Here is a 14,919-nt window from a genome sequence, read left to right as displayed (position 1 = left end):
GCGCCGAGAGCATGGGGTCAATAGGCGGGCGAATCGAATGGCGCCAGGGTTCCAGGTAGGCGTGGCGGGCTTGCGTCCCGAAGCGTTGGGGAAATGTCGGGCCGGTGCGGGTGGAACGATCCGTGCCTGAAACGGCCTGACGCATCCCACGATTTGCCGCTGTGACCCATTCGATACGCAGTCGCCAGGCCAAGCGTCAAGGAATCCGTTACTGCAACAGCCCTGGCGCATGACGCGGCAGGCGGCTCTCCTGGTCCCGACAAGCAGCCAAGCCGGGCGATTGAGAAGGTCACCGCGCTCGCGGCGGGGCACTCCGTTCCAATCTTCAGCTGGTCTGGACCCCGCAGCAGCCAGGCAAGCCGCGTATGGACGGCGGCGCCTCCTACAGCGGCGCAACCAGCTGCGCGACCTGCAACTGCTCCGGGTCCCGGATCCCGATCGATCCCTGCTCGCGGCTTTCCAGCGCCAGCCGGACCGGCGCAAAGCTGCGCCGATGCTGGGGGCATGGCCCGTGGGTCTGCAATGCAGCCAGGTGCATCGGCGTGCTGTAGCCCTTGTGCTGGTCGAAGCGATATTCCGGGTGCTGTGCATGCAGTTCGTGCATCAGCCGGTCGCGGGTGACCTTGGCCACGATCGAGGCGGCCATGATGGCGCGGTCCAGCGCATCGCCGCCGATCAGCGCCTCAGCCGGGCAGGGCAGTCCCTTGGGAACACGGTTGCCATCGATGCGCGCGAACCCGGCCACATGCGCCACGCCTTCCACCGCACGCCGCATGCCGAGCATGGTCGCCTGGTAGATATTGATGCGGTCGATCTCCTCGCTGTCGATCAACACCACCGACCACGCCAGCGCCCGATCCACGATGCGTGCATACAACTGCTCGCGCCGTTCGGCGGTGAGCTGCTTGGAATCGTCCAGCCCATTGATACGCGGCTTGCTGGGATCGAACACCACCGCGGCCACAGCGACCGGGCCGGCGAGTGGGCCGCGGCCCGCTTCGTCGACACCGGCGATTAAACGCCGGGATTGGGGATTGGGTATGTGGGATTGGCCAAACAACGGCGACTGACGCTGCTCGGCATCTGCGCTCTCAGCCGGGATGTGCGAGGCACGGCGGGTCATGCCTTCGCTCCTGACGAATCCTGAATGCCAACTCCCGAATCTCTGCCCTGAAGCAGCCCAGCCACCGCATCGGCCGCGCGTGCGGATGCATTGCGACGTAGCTCCGCGTGCAGGGCCAGGTAACGCGGCTGCAGGGCGGCAACCTTGTCGGGGTGCTTGAACCAGTCCAGCAGCGCCACGCACAGTCGCTCGGGCGTGCAGTCGTCCTGCATCAGCTCGGGGGCGAGGTCGTCGTTGGCCAGGATATTGGGCAGGGCGTAGCGGTTGACCTTGAGCAGGCCCAGCATCTTCACGATGCGGTAGGTGAGCGGGGCGACCTTGTAGCCCACCACCATCGGGCGCTTGACCAGCATCGCTTCCAGCGTCGCGGTACCGGAGGCCAGCAGCACCACGTCGGCGGCCAGCATCGCGGTGCGCGCCTGGCCGTCGAGCAGGTGCGAGCGCATCACCGGCAGCGACGAGCGCGAGAGCTGCTCGGCCAGCACTTGCTTGCAGCCTGCGTTGGCGGCCGGCACCACGACGTGCAGGTTTGGGATGTGTTCGGACACCAGCCAGGCAGCTTGAAAAAACGCGTCGCCGAGCCGGCTGATTTCGCCGTGCCGGCTGCCGGGCAGCACGGCCAGCACGGTACTGGAGGCGGACAGACCCAATGTGGCGCGTGCAGCACCGCGGTCGGCTTGGTAGGCGATATCGTCGGCCATCGGGTGGCCGACGAAGTGCGCATCCACGCCGTGTTTGGCGTAAATCGGTGGCTCCATCGGGAACAGGCACAGCACCAGGTCGGCACTGACGCCAATTTTCTCGGCACGCTTCTCGCGCCACGCCCACACCGAGGGGCTAACGTAGTGCACTGTCTTGATGCCGCGCTGCTTGAGCCAGCGCTCCACCGGTAGATTAAAATCCGGCGCGTCGATGCCGATGAACACGTCCGGTTTCCACGCCAGCACGCGCTCGCGGAACGCGCTACGCAGTTTGAGCAGGCGTGGCAAATGCCGCAGCACTTCGGTCAGGCCCATCACCGCCAGCTCGCTGGCATCGAACCAGGTCTGGCAACCGACTCCACGCATCGCATCGCCGCCGATGCCGACAAATTCGGCAGTCGGATAGCGCAGCCGCAATTGCTCGATCAATCCTGCGCCGAGGATGTCGCCAGAGGCCTCGCCAGCAATCAATGCGAAACGGGGAGGACGCGTATGCGCACCGGGACTGGGGAGTGCAGACCGGGGCATCGGCAGCGCTGTCGGGTCGCCGACGGCAGGCGCGCGATCCTGCACGCCTGTCTCGATGCCCGGCTCCCGATTCCCGATTCCCGTCATCGCAACAACGGCCGTTCTGCTGCTTCGATGAACTCGAGCATGCCGCGCACATCGTCGCTGCTCTTGGCCTGTTCGGCCAGTTGCAGTTTGGCGTCGGCCAGCGGCAGTCCGGCGACGTACAGCGTGCGGTAGGCGCGCTTGATCGCGCTGATGCGTTCGGCGTCGAAACCGCGACGCTTGAGCCCTTCGCTGTTGATGCCGCGCGGGCGGCCGAGCGATTCGCTGCCGACCATGGTGAACGGCGGTACATCGCCGTTGGTCAATGCGCCCATGCCCAGGAAGGCGTGGGCGCCAATACGGCAGAACTGATGCGCGCCGGCAAAGCCGCTGATGATCACGTAGTCACCCACGGTGACATGGCCGGCCAGCGTGGTGTTGTTGGAAAACACGCAGTGGTTGCCGACATGGCAGTCGTGCGCCACATGCGTATAGGCCAGCATCCAGTTGTCGTTGCCGACGGTAGTGATGCCGCCGCCACCGCCGGTGCCGCGGTTGATGGTAACGAACTCGCGGATCACATTGCCGTCGCCGATCACCAGTTCGGTGCGCTCGCCGGCGTACTTCTTGTCCTGCGGTTCGCCGCCGATCGCGGCGTGACCGATGAAGCGGTTGTTGCGACCGATCCGGGTCGGGCCGTGGATCGAGCAATGCGGCCCCACCTCGGTGCCCGCCCCGATCTGCACATCCGCGCCAATCAGCGAGAAGGCGCCGACGCGCACGTCGTCGGCCAGCGTTGCCGATGGATCGATGACCGCCGTCGGATGGATCAAAGGTGTTGAATCACGCATCGTGTCTTACTCCGAAAGCGGGTGATTACCTGGCGCCGGCGCACATCACCTCGGCACTGGCCACCACTTCGCCATCGACCTTGGCTTCGCCGTAGAAGCATCCCACGTTGCGGATCAGGCGCTTCATCTGCACTTCCATGATCAACACATCGCCCGGGACCACCTGCTTGTTGAAGCGGGCCTTATCGACCTTGACCATGTAGAACAGCTGCGACAAGGCATCGCGGCCCAGGCCGAGCTGGGTCATCAAGCCACCGACCTGCGCCAACGCCTCGATGATCAGCACGCCAGGCATGACCGGGCGGTTCGGAAAATGGCCCTGGAAGAACGGCTCGTTGATGCTGACGTTCTTCTGCGCCACGATCCACTTGGTTTCAAGATCGAGTTCGAGGATACGGTCGACCAGCAGAAACGGGTAACGGTGCGGGAGCAGCGTCTGGATCTGGTTGACGTCGATCGGCAGTTCGTAAACGGGATGGCTCATTCTTTCTCCTTGCCCACAGCCAGGATGCGTCTCGCGAGCACATCGAGCTGTTTGAAGCGCGCAGCATTTTTGCGCCACGTGCGATTGTCGGTGAGAGGGGTGCCAGACGAATACTCGCCCGGCTCATGGATGGAATTACGCACGACAGACTTGCCGGTGATCACCACCTTGTCGCAGATCTCCAGATGGCCGACCACGCCCACATGCCCACCAAGCAGGCAATAACGGCCGATCTTGGCGCTACCGGCAATGCCGGTGCAGCCAGCAATGGCACTGTGCGCGCCGATCCGGCAGTTGTGGGCGATCTGCACCAGGTTGTCCACGCGCACGTCTTCTTCCAATACGGTGTCTTCCAGCGCGCCGCGGTCGATGCAGGTGTTGGCACCGATCTCGCAGTCGTCGCCGATCACCACGCCGCCGAGCTGCGGCACCTTGATCCAGTGTCCGGCATCCATGGCCAGGCCGAAGCCGTCGGCGCCGATCACCGCGCCCGGGTGGATCCGCACGCGCTTGCCCAGCCGCACGCGGGTGACCAGGGTGACGCGGGCGAGCAGCTCGCTGCCGTCGTCCACCACGCAGTCCTCGCCGATGATGCTGCCGGTGCCGATCACGCAACCATCGCCGACGCGGCTGCGCGCACCGATGCTGACGAACGGACCGACATGCGCGCCAGGCGAAACCTGCGCGGTCGGGTCGATCACCGCAGATGCATGGATGCCCGGTTCGCGTACCGGCGCTACATCGAACAGCGCGGCGATCTTGGCGAACGCGGTATACGGATCCTTGGCGACCAGCGCGGTGCCCTTCGCGGCTTCGGCATCGTCGGCACGCAACACCACGACAGCGGCATGGGTGTCGGCCAGTTGCGGGCGATAGCGTGGGTTGGACAGGAAACTGAGCTGCCCCGCGCCTGCATGGGCCAGGGTGGCGACGCCGCTGACTTCGGTGCTGCCGTCACCAACAACGGTCAACCCAAACTGTTCGGCAATCGCACTGGCGGTTAATCGCATCAGGGTAAACCTCGGGGAGACGATAATTTTCTGGTTTTACAGGGGAAATGGCTAGGTTGGTCGGGGCAGTCAGGCGTGTGGCGTGCCAGGCCGCGACGATGTGACGAACCCAGCAAATCGCATCTGAAAACTGTCCTAGCCATTCTTGGTCGCGTGATACTGCTGGGTGCAGTCACCCGTGCATCGGTCAACGATATCGCGCAGCAGCGCGCCGACGCGTTGAGCTTCTGGGAACAGCAGGTGCAATGCGGGACTCATCCAATGCGGGCGCCACCGCCACCTGCCTGGGCAACGTCCGGAACAACGACATCTAACCCTGCTTCACACCACGTTGTTCAAACAACAATGGCGGCCCGGGCATCCGGGCCGCCATTGTTTTTCCATCCAATCTTAGAACTGACCGCCGAAGGTGAACTGCAGACGCTCGATCTCGTCGTTGTCTTCCTTCTTCAGCGGGAACGCGTAGCTGATCGAAATGGGGCCGACCGGGGCACGCCACAACAGCGCCACACCGGTGGACGCACGCAGCTCGTTCGCCTTGAAGTTGTCCACGCCGTTGTACACGTTACCGAAGTCGAAGAACGCCGAAATGCGCGCCGACGGGCTGTCGAACAGCTTCGGGAAATACATTTCCACCGAGCCCACCGTCTTGAACGAACCACCCAGCGGCTGGCCGCGGTTGTAGTTCAAGGTGCGCTCCGAGCGTGGACCTAAGGTGTTGTCTTCGAAACCACGTACCGAATTGGTGCCGCCAGCGTAGAAGTTCTCATAGAACGGCAGGCCGCTGGCGGTGACGGTCCGGGTCGACCCATCCGGGTTGGTCAACACGCGGGTGCTGTCCTTGCCGTAGCTATCGCCATAGCCCAGCTCGAAGCGCGTGTTCAACACCAGCGCCGGGATGATCGGCCAATAGTTGGAGATCTGGTAGTTGAGCTTGTAGTACTCGACCGTGGAGCCGGGCAGGGTGGTTTCCAGGCCCACACGCTGGTACATGCCGCGCGTTGGCATGAAGAAATCGTTGCGAGTGTCGCGCGCCCAACCCAATTCGGTGCGCCAGGCGTGGAAGGTGCGCGTACCGACTGCATCGATGTAGTCGATGATCGACTGGGGAGTCTGGCCCTGGAACGTGTTGATCTGATTGCTGTCGATGCCGACCATCGCCGAGACGGTGTCGTTCTCGGTAATCGGCACGCCGAATACCACCTGCGCCGAACCGTTCTTGCTGTTGTACTGGGCGGTGTTGAAGTCCGAATAATCCAGCGACCGCCAGGACAGGTTGTAGCCCAGCGACACGCCATCGTCGGTAAAGAACGGGTTGGTGTAGGAGAACGCATAGCGCTGCTGATAGCTGCTGCGCGAGGCCTCCACTGCCACGCGGTTGCCGCCGCCCAGGAAGTTGTTCTGCGACAACTGCACCGAGGTGGTCACACCGAAACTCTGCGAGTAACCCAGGCCGAACACGAAGCTGCCGGAGGTGGTCTCCTTGACGTTGTAGACCACGTCGACCTGGTCGTTGCTGCCGGGCACCGCAGGGGTTTCCACGTCGACGCTTTCGAAGTAGCCCAGGCGCTGCAGACGGATCTTGGAACGGTCGATCGCCGCCTGCGAGTACCAGGTGTTTTCGAACTGGCGCATTTCGCGGCGCAAGACTTCATCGGAGGTACGGCTATTGCCCTTGTAGAGGATGCGGCGCACGGTCACGCGCGGGCCGGGCACCACCTGCAGGTTCACCGCCACCGTGCGGTCTTCGCGGTTCGGGGTCGGGATCGGGTTGACCTTGGCGAACGCATAACCGACGTTGCTCAACGTGTTGGTGATCGCATCGGAGGTGTACTCCAGCAGCGCACGCGAGAAGATGTCGCCGGCCTTGGGGATCACCAGGCGCTCGATGTCGGCCTGCGGCAGCACGGTGTCGCCGGTGACCTTGATCTCGGAAATCTTGTACTGCTCACCCTCGGTGACGCCGGCGCTGATGAACATGTCGCGCTTGTCGGGGCTGATCGAGACCTGGGTGGAGTCGATGCTGAAGTCCACATAGCCACGGTCCAGGTACCAGGAGTTGAGCTTCTCCAGGTCGCCGGACATTTTTTCCTTGGAGTATTGATCGTCGCGGCGGTACCACGAAGCCCAGTTGTGTTCCTTGGATTCCCAGTTGTCCAGGATGTCCTCGTTGGCGAACTTCTCGGTACCGATCAGATTGACGTGGCGGATCTTGGCCGCCTTGCCTTCCTTGATCGCGATGGCCACATCGACGCGGTTGCGGTCCAGCGGGCTCACCGTTGGGGTGATTTCCACGTTGTACTTGCCGCGGTTGTTGTACTGGCGGGTCAGTTCCTGGGTCACGCGGTCCAGGCTCAGGCGGTCGAAGGTACCGCCCTCGGTCAGGCCGATGTCGCCCAGGCCCTTGAGCAGTTCCTCGGACTTGATGTCCTTGTTGCCGGTCACGGTGAGCTTGTTGATCGCCGGACGCTCCTTGACCGTGATCACCAGGATGTTGCCCTGGCGATCCAGCTGCACGTCCTCGAAGAAGCCGGTGCGGTACAGCGCACGGATCGAGTCGGCCACCTTGGCATCGTCCACGGTGTCGCCGCGGTTCACCGGCAGATAGGTGAACACGGTGCCGGAGGCAATGCGCTGCAGGCCGTCGACGCGGATGTCGCTGGCAACGAACGGCTCGGCGGCCAGGGCAACGGCCGGCAGGCTGAGGCCGGCGGCAAGAGCGAGGGCAAGCAGGCGGCGAGTGGGAAGACGCGTCATGTCACATCCGGTTGGAGTCGTATTCGGGTGTTGCTGGATGCCGGCGTATGACGACGACAACAGGCGGAAAGAGTGGAGCAGCTTCATCGTGGAACCAGGCCGAGGATGTCGTTGTAGAACGCCAGTCCCATCAACCCGGCCAGGACCGCCAGGCCGACGTATTGTCCTGCAATCATGGCCCGTTCGCTGATCGGGCTGCCCTTGATCAACTCGATAAGGTAATACAGCAGATGCCCCCCGTCCAAGATCGGGATGGGCATCAGGTTGATGATCGCCAGGCTGAGCGACAGCAATCCCAGGAAATACAGGAACCAGTCGAGCCCGCGTTCGGCCGATGCATTGGCGGCGCGGGCAATGGTGACCGGGCCGGAGATGTTCTTGACCGAGGCCTGGCCGGTCAGCATGCGCTTCATCATGCCCAGCGAATCGGCCGTCATTCGGCCGGTTTCACGGATCGCAGCCGGCACGGCGGCGAACAGCCCGTATTGCTGACGGCTGTCGTATTCCGGGGCCGGCGCGGCAGCCGGACGCACGCCGATCATCCACTGGCCCTGCGGCGACTTGCGTGGGGCGATTTCCAGTGCCAGACGGTCTTCGCCGCGCGCCACCTCGATCATGCCCGGGCCGCCATGCGCGCCCAGCGCCTGCACTTGCGGAATGATGTCGTCGGCCGAGCGGATCGGCTGGCCGTCGATGGCCACGATGCGGTCGCCCGGCTTGAGCAGGCCGTCGGATACCGAGCCCTTCACCACTTCGGCGATCACCGGCGGCTGCAACATGAACTGCCAGCCGATGCCGGCCAGCGCAGCCACCCGGCGCTCGTCGAAGCCGACCGGCAACTGCGACAGGCGCAAGGTGTGTTCGCTGCTGCTCGCAGCGTCGGAGGCGGTCAGCACGCGGACATCGCGCTTGTCCATTGCCGCGGTGGTGAGCTGCATGCTGGCGTCACTCCAGCTGCTCACGCTACGGCCGTCGATGCGCACGATGCGCTCGCCCGGCGTCAGCCCGGCTTCGGCGGCCAGCCCATCGGCACGGCCGACGGTGGCCGAATAATCCTGCTTACCCACCACAAACATCGCCCACAGCATCGCCATGCACAGCAACAGGTTGGCGATGGGGCCGGCCGCCACGATGGCAATGCGCTGCCACACGGTCTTGCGATTGAAGGCCTGGTCCAGCTCGGCCGGATGCACGTCGCCTTCGCGCTCGTCGAGCATCTTGACGTAGCCGCCCAGCGGAATGGCGGCAACCACGAACTCGGTGCCGTGGCGGTCGCGGCGCATCCACAACGGTTTGCCGAAGCCCACCGAAAAACGCAGCACCTTGACCCCGCAGCGTCGCGCGACCCAGAAATGCCCGAATTCATGGAAGGTCACCAACACGCCCAGGCTGACGATCATCCACCAGACCGAACCGATGAAGTCACCCATGTGTGCAGCTCGCGTGCGTGGATCGATCAGGCATGAAGGGCGTGGTGGGCGAGGGCGCGTTCAGTGATTTGCCGGGCTTGCGCATCGGCAAAAAGCAGGGTGTCGAGGGTGTCGGCATTGTGCCGCGGGAGCGTTGTCAGTGTGTGTTCGACCAACGCAGGGATCGCTAGGAAACCCACCTGGCCCTGAAGAAACGCTGAAACAGCGACTTCGTTGGCCGCGTTCAGGATCGCCGGCGCGGTACCGCCAGCCCGTAATGCGTCCCAGGCCAGGCGCAGGCACGGGAATGCGACGGTGTCCGGGGCCTCGAAATCCAGCCGGCCCTGACTGAGCAGGTCCAGCCCGCCGACCCCGGATTCGACCCGCTCCGGCCAGGCAAGTCCTACCGCCAGGGTGGTGCGCATGTCCGGCAGGCCAAGCTGGGCCAGGGTGGAGCCGTCGACGAATTCCACCAGCGAATGCACCAGACTTTGTGGGTGTACCAGCACATCGATCTGTTCGCCCGGCAGGCCGAACAGATGGTGCGCCTCGATGACTTCCAGGCCCTTGTTCATCAGGGTGGCCGAATCCACCGAGATCTTGGGCCCCATCGACCACTTGGGATGCGCCACTGCCTGCGCAGGCGTGACCGCCGCCAGCGCGGCGCGGTCCCAGCCGCGGAACGGTCCGCCGGAGGCGGTCAGGATCACCCGCCGCACGCCGCGGCTGGCGTCGCAGGAGCGCAGGCACTGGAAGATGGCGCTGTGTTCGCTGTCGATCGGGATGATTTCAGCACCAGCGACGGCTGCAGTGCGGGTCAGCAGCTCGCCGGCCAGCACCATCGATTCCTTGTTGGCCAGCAACAGGCGCTTGCCGGCGCGGGCTGCGGCCAGGGTGGACGGCAGCCCGGCCGCGCCCACGATCGCCGCCACCACGGTGTCGCACGCGTCGCTGCCAGCCAGTACGTCCAGCGCCTCGGCGCCGGCATGCGCCTGCGTCGCCAGCCCAAGCACGCGCAGGCCATCCCGCAGGGCCGGGTACAGCGACGCATCGGCGATCACCGCATGCGCAGGCCGGTGGGTGGCGCACAGCGCCAGCAGGTCCTCGACCTTGCTGCCGGCCGATAGCACGCTGGCGCGCAGCCGCTGCGGGTGACGTGCGATCACGTCCAGCGCCGATGCGCCAATCGAGCCGGTGGCGCCGAATACGGCGACCTGACGAAGAGAAGTGCCAGCCATGCCTAGAATCCGAGAATTTCCTTGCCGAGTGCGAACACCGGCAGGGCGGCGAGCACGCCGTCGATCCGGTCCAGCACGCCGCCGTGGCCCGGGATCAGCGTGCCCGAGTCCTTGGCGCCGGCGTGACGCTTGAGCAGGCTCTCGAACAGGTCGCCCAGCACCGATGCCAGCACTGCCAGCGCAGAAACCAGCACCAGCTGCGGCACATGCGCCAGCGTCAGCCCGGCCAGCCAGCCGAACGCGCAAGCGACCGCAATGCCAGCAAGCATCCCGCCGAGCAACCCTTCGATGGTCTTGTTGGGGCTGACACGCGGCGCGAGCTTGTGCTTGCCGAACGCGCGGCCTGCGAAATAGGCGCCGGAGTCGGCCGCCCACACCATGGTCAGCGCGGTCAGCAGCCACAGGTTGCCTTTCTCCGGGCTGGCATGCAGCAACACCAGTGCCGCCCATGCCGGCAGCACCGCCAGGGTGCCGGCGGCCAGCTTGAGCGCACGCGCCTGACCATTGCCATGATCGGCACCGAAGGTGAAAAAGCGCAGCCACAGCAGTGCCAGCAACCACCACGCCACGCCCACGAGCGACGCGATCTGAAACAACACCATGGAGCCGGCCGAGGCCCACACCATCAGCACCATCAGCAGCAGATTGAGCATCAGCAGCACGGTGCGCGGCAGGCTGTCGTCGATGCCGGAGAGCTTGAGCCACTCCCACAGGCCGGTCAGGAACAGGATCGCCGCCAGCGCTGCCAGCCATTGGGTAGGCAGCAGCACGATCGCGCAAATCGCGAGCGGCGCCATGATCAGCGCGGCAATCACGCGGGTCTTGGTCATGCGGAGGACGTCTCCGTCGCCTTGTCGGCGATCTGTGCACTGGTCAGGCCGAAGCGGCGTTCGCGCCCGGCATAGTCGTCCAGCGCTTGCTGCAGCACGCCGGCATCGAACTCCGGCCACAGGGTTTCGGTGAACCACAGCTCGGTGTATGCCAGCTGCCACAACAGGAAATTGCTGATGCGGGTATCGCCACCGGTGCGGATGAACAGATCCGGCGCCGGCAGGTCGGCCAGGGCGACCCGGCTGGACAGCAGTGCTTCGTCGATCTGCTGCGGTTGCAGGCGGCCGGCGGCGACGTCTTCGGCCAACGCGCGGGCAGCTGCGGCGATGTCCTGGCGTCCGCCGTAACTGGCCGCGATGCTCAGCACCAACCGTGAATTGGCGGCGGTGCTGCGCTCGGCACCGGCCATGCGGTCGCGCAACGGTGCGGCGAAGCGGCTGCGGTCACCGATGAAGCGCACCTGCACGCCACGCCGCTGCAGTTCTTCAACCTCGCGGTCGAGCGCATGCAGGAACAGCTTCATCAGCGCGTCGACCTCATCCTGCGGACGGCCCCAGTTTTCACTGGAGAACGCGAACAGGGTAAGCGCCGATACGCCTTTTTCCAGGCAGAAATCGATCGTGCGATTGACCGCGCGCGCACCAGCACGGTGGCCGATCACGCGCGGACGACGCCGACGCTGCGCCCAACGCCCATTGCCATCCATGATGATGGCAATGTGGCGCGGTATGTCAGCAGCAGAGGGGACTGGATGCATGGCAGGCGATGCCACGATCAGACCGTCATCAGTTCCTGTTCCTTGGCCTTGACGACCTCATCCACATCCTTGATCGCCTTGTCGGTGAGCTTCTGGATGTCGTCTTCGGCGCTGCGGGCTTCGTCTTCGGTGACGGCCTTGTCCTTGAGCAGATCCTTGACCTGCTGGTTGGCATCGCGACGGATGTTGCGGATGGCGACCTTGCTGTCTTCGCCTTCGCCATGCACGGACTTGCTGAGCTCCTTGCGGCGCTCCTCGGTCAGCGGCGGCAGGTTCAGACGGATCACGGTGCCGACCACGGTCGGGGTCAGGCCCAGATCCGAGGCATAAATGGCTTTTTCCACGTCCTTGATCATGCCCTTGTCGAACAGGCTGATGACCAGCGAGCGGCCTTCGGACACGCTGATGCTGGCAACCTGATTCAGGGGCGTGTCGGTGCCGTAGGCCTTGACCTTGATGCCGTCCAGCAGCGCCGGCGAGGCGCGGCCGGTACGAATAGTGGTCAGGGAATGGCGCAGAGCATCGATGCTCTTGGTCATGCGCGTGAGCGCGTCTTGTTTGATCTGGGTGAGCATCGCCGGAATCCGTGTGGAGCTGAATCCGGAGATTATAGCCGGGACTGGGGTTTCACGACTCGCGGGTCGTCAGGACCCGCGCAGCCGGTTCACTTGCCGCTGAAGGCGCTCGACGGACAGGCGTCAACGCAGGCGCCAGCACTGCGCTCTAACGAATCCCCAATCCCGATCCCAGATTCCCGCCCTCAGCTCCGGCCCTGCACCAAGGTGCCGATCTGTTCGCCGTGCAGGATGCGCAGCAGCACGCCCGGCTCGCTCATGCCGAAGATGCGCAGCGGCAGGTCACTGTCGCGCGCCAGGGCGAAGGCGGCGGTATCCATGACTTCCAGGCCCTGCATGATCACCTGATCGTAGGTCAGGCTGTCGTAGCGCACCGCGTCGGTGTGCTTCTTCGGGTCTTTGTCGTAGACGCCGTCGACCTTGGTTGCCTTGAGCAGGAGGTCGGCGCCGATCTCGATCGCGCGCAGCGCTGCGCCCGAGTCGGTGGTGAAGAACGGGTTGCCGGTGCCGGCGGCGAAGATCGCAAGGCGGCCCTTTTCCAGATGGCGGATCGCACGACGGCGGATGAAATCCTCGCAGACGTCGTTGATCTTGATCGCGCTCATCACGCGCACCTTGGCGCCGAGCTTTTCCAGCGCGTCCTGCATCGCCAGCGCATTGATCACGGTGGCCAGCATGCCCATGTGGTCGCCGGTAACGCGGTCCATGCCGCTGGCAGCCAGGCCGGCGCCGCGGAAGATGTTGCCGCCGCCGATCACCAGCGCCACTTGCGCGCCAGCCTGCTGGGCTTCGATCACTTCATGCGCAAGGCGATTGATGACCTTGGGGTCGATGCCGTAATCCCCGTCTCCCATCAGCGCCTCCCCGGAAAGTTTGAGAAGAATGCGGCGATAGGAAAGTTCGGACATGGGGGAGACCTCGGGGGTAGGGGATCGACAAACGCCGGCAATTCTAGCGGAAGCCCGTCACCTGGCGTGGTAAAAATTCCTTTGTTGGCAGCGGCGTGACCAGTTGCTCAGTGTGCGCGCGGGTTTGGCGGTGTCGGGATATCGGTCGCATCGTAGGCAGTGACGCGGTTGCGGCCACGATGCTTGGAGCGATACAGCGTGCTGTCTGCCGCCTGCAATAAATGTTCGATGCTTTCGAACTGGCGCTCGACACCGCCATGCGTGGCAAGGCCTGCGGAGAAGGTGATATGCAACGGGCCGCCCGGCAGTTGCGCCATCGGCGTACGTGCGGTTTCGGTCAGGATGCGTTCGATCACCATCAACGCCGCATCGGCGGGCGTATTGGGCAGGATCACCAGGAATTCTTCGCCGCCATAGCGCGCCACCAGATCGCTGGTGCGCACCATCCGTTGCAGCGTTTGCGCGAAGTTGCGCAACACTTCATCGCCGACCAGATGCCCGTGCGCATCGTTGACGCGCTTGAAGTCGTCCAGGTCGATGAAGGCGATCGACAGCGGCCAGCCCTGGCGCGAGGCCAGTTCGAATTCATGCGTCAGCGCGGTGTCGAGCTGATGCCGGTTGAACACTCCGGTCAGCGCATCGCGGCTGGCCTGTTCGGCCAAGTGGCGCATGCGGTTTTCCGATTCGTCGGCATGCCGGCGCGCTTCGGCCACGTCCTGCAATTCACGCAGGCTGCGCAGCATCGCCAGCTCGCGTGCCTGCTCGAAGATCATCTGGATGTGCTCGGGTTGCGGCACGCGGATGTCGAACAGTGCCTCCAGTTCCGGTAGTGATTCGGCGATGCGTTCGATCACTTTCTCGAAGCGTTCGGCATCCAGCTCCAGCACGTCCTGGGCCTGCCGCTGGGCATGTTCGGTGGCGGTGACCGCACTGGCCGAGAGCCAGATATCGGCCAAGCGTCCGGACAGCGCCACGCAGGCCATGAAAGGCTCCAGGCTCGCCGGTTCTTCTTCGCTCTGTGCGATCGCATTCTGCAGGTACGGCGGCAACTGCCACTGATGCGCGAGCCACGCGCCGACTTCTGCATGGGTGGCGCCCAGGTGTTCGCGTTCGGCTTCCAGCAATGATGCGTTGTCGGGTGCGTGTTCCAGCAGCGGCCCGTACACCTCGGGCGCGCCTTGCAGCAGGGCCAGCTTGCCGATGTCCTGCAGCAGACCGGCCAACATCAATTCTTCGGGTTTGCGGATGCCGTAGGCCTGGCCCAGGATACGGCTGGCCAACGCACACAGGCCGGCGCGGCGCCAGATGCGCTCATGCAACGGGTGCGCGATGAAGGTGCTGCGTACGCCGTGCACCATCGAAAAGCCCAGCGCCAGGCTCAGGGTCGCGTTGAGGCCGAGCATGGTCAACGCCTGGCCGAGGTTGTCGATGCGGCGGCGGCTGGCGTACAGCGGCGAATTGGCCACCCGCAACATGCGCGCGGTCAATGCCATGTCCATGCCGATGACGTTGGCGGTGGTGGTCATGTCCACATCCGGGTCCTGCGCAAGTTCGATGATGCGCAGCGCAATGCCGGGAGGCGATGGCAGGTTACGGCAGTAGTGCAGGGCGGCCTGGAGATCTGGTTGCATGAGTCATCGCCGACAGTGACCACAAGCATACAGCTGTGGTCGTTGAGTGGGGCGCGCCATGTCCTGCCATCGCCGCGCAGGAAAACGTGCGT

Annotated in this window: 13 protein-coding genes and 1 pseudogene; 1 reads left to right on the top strand and 13 read right to left on the bottom strand. The window is 64.6% G+C overall.

Going from position 1 to position 14,919, the window contains the following annotated elements; translation table 11 throughout:
* Positions 1-382: 382 nt before the first annotated feature.
* The 5 genes from XpruCFBP8353_RS11200 to lpxD all read right to left on the bottom strand — a co-directional run bounded on the left by XpruCFBP8353_RS11200 (position 383) and on the right by lpxD (position 4,721).
* On the bottom strand, positions 383-1,123 hold the full coding sequence (locus XpruCFBP8353_RS11200) for a ribonuclease HII (protein ID WP_101363312.1): 741 nt from the start codon (positions 1,121-1,123) through the stop codon (positions 383-385).
* Positions 1,120-2,352: a lipid-A-disaccharide synthase gene (lpxB, locus tag XpruCFBP8353_RS11195; protein WP_101363657.1), complete on the bottom strand. Its 1,233-nt coding sequence runs from the start codon at positions 2,350-2,352 to the stop codon at positions 1,120-1,122. Before lpxB ends, XpruCFBP8353_RS11200 begins: the two co-directional genes overlap by 4 nt.
* Before the next feature lie 83 nt (positions 2,353-2,435).
* Complete coding sequence (gene lpxA / locus XpruCFBP8353_RS11190; RefSeq protein WP_101363311.1) at positions 2,436-3,227, bottom strand: acyl-ACP--UDP-N-acetylglucosamine O-acyltransferase; 792 nt, start codon at positions 3,225-3,227, stop codon at positions 2,436-2,438.
* Between the two features lie 25 nt (positions 3,228-3,252).
* Positions 3,253-3,711, bottom strand: coding sequence for a 3-hydroxyacyl-ACP dehydratase FabZ (gene fabZ / locus XpruCFBP8353_RS11185; RefSeq protein WP_101363310.1), 459 nt, complete (start codon positions 3,709-3,711; stop codon positions 3,253-3,255).
* Positions 3,708-4,721: a UDP-3-O-(3-hydroxymyristoyl)glucosamine N-acyltransferase gene (gene lpxD / locus XpruCFBP8353_RS11180; RefSeq protein WP_101363309.1), complete on the bottom strand. Its 1,014-nt coding sequence runs from the start codon at positions 4,719-4,721 to the stop codon at positions 3,708-3,710. Before lpxD ends, fabZ begins: the two co-directional genes overlap by 4 nt.
* Before the next feature lie 123 nt (positions 4,722-4,844).
* Between lpxD and XpruCFBP8353_RS23940 the strand changes: the two are divergent.
* A pseudogene (locus tag XpruCFBP8353_RS23940) lies at positions 4,845-5,035 on the top strand (hypothetical protein).
* Between the two features lie 76 nt (positions 5,036-5,111).
* On the opposite strand, the gene bamA reads toward XpruCFBP8353_RS23940, so the two are convergent.
* The 8 genes from bamA to XpruCFBP8353_RS11135 all read right to left on the bottom strand — a co-directional run bounded on the left by bamA (position 5,112) and on the right by XpruCFBP8353_RS11135 (position 14,827).
* Complete coding sequence (bamA, locus tag XpruCFBP8353_RS11170; protein ID WP_162301026.1) at positions 5,112-7,478, bottom strand: outer membrane protein assembly factor BamA; 2,367 nt, start codon at positions 7,476-7,478, stop codon at positions 5,112-5,114.
* An 83-nt stretch (positions 7,479-7,561) separates the two neighbouring features.
* Entirely contained in the window at positions 7,562-8,908 is a 1,347-nt protein-coding gene (gene rseP / locus XpruCFBP8353_RS11165) for an RIP metalloprotease RseP (protein WP_101363307.1), read from the bottom strand.
* 26 nt (positions 8,909-8,934) lie between these two features.
* On the bottom strand, positions 8,935-10,125 hold the full coding sequence (locus XpruCFBP8353_RS11160; protein ID WP_101363306.1) for a 1-deoxy-D-xylulose-5-phosphate reductoisomerase: 1,191 nt from the start codon (positions 10,123-10,125) through the stop codon (positions 8,935-8,937).
* Between the two features lie 2 nt (positions 10,126-10,127).
* Positions 10,128-10,955 (bottom strand): phosphatidate cytidylyltransferase, encoded by an 828-nt coding sequence (locus XpruCFBP8353_RS11155; protein WP_101363305.1) that lies wholly within the window; start codon positions 10,953-10,955, stop codon positions 10,128-10,130.
* On the bottom strand, positions 10,952-11,713 hold the full coding sequence (gene uppS / locus XpruCFBP8353_RS11150; RefSeq protein WP_162301025.1) for a polyprenyl diphosphate synthase: 762 nt from the start codon (positions 11,711-11,713) through the stop codon (positions 10,952-10,954). Before uppS ends, XpruCFBP8353_RS11155 begins: the two co-directional genes overlap by 4 nt.
* A gap of 17 nt (positions 11,714-11,730) precedes the next feature.
* A complete protein-coding gene (frr, locus tag XpruCFBP8353_RS11145; RefSeq protein ID WP_101363303.1) occupies positions 11,731-12,288 on the bottom strand; it encodes a ribosome recycling factor in 558 nt (185 codons plus the stop codon).
* Positions 12,289-12,473: 185 nt separating this feature from the next.
* Positions 12,474-13,196 carry a UMP kinase gene (pyrH, locus tag XpruCFBP8353_RS11140; protein WP_101363302.1) on the bottom strand — a complete coding sequence of 241 codons (723 nt, stop codon included), beginning with the start codon at positions 13,194-13,196 and terminating at the stop codon, positions 12,474-12,476.
* A 107-nt stretch (positions 13,197-13,303) separates the two neighbouring features.
* Complete coding sequence (locus XpruCFBP8353_RS11135) at positions 13,304-14,827, bottom strand: sensor domain-containing diguanylate cyclase (RefSeq protein ID WP_101363301.1); 1,524 nt, start codon at positions 14,825-14,827, stop codon at positions 13,304-13,306.
* Positions 14,828-14,919 lie beyond the last annotated feature (92 nt).

The sequence above is a fragment of the Xanthomonas prunicola genome (assembly GCF_002846205.1).
Taxonomy (GTDB): domain Bacteria; phylum Pseudomonadota; class Gammaproteobacteria; order Xanthomonadales; family Xanthomonadaceae; genus Xanthomonas; species Xanthomonas prunicola.
Note: the sequence above shows the minus strand (reverse complement) of the source record. Positions and strands in the feature narration are given on the sequence as shown.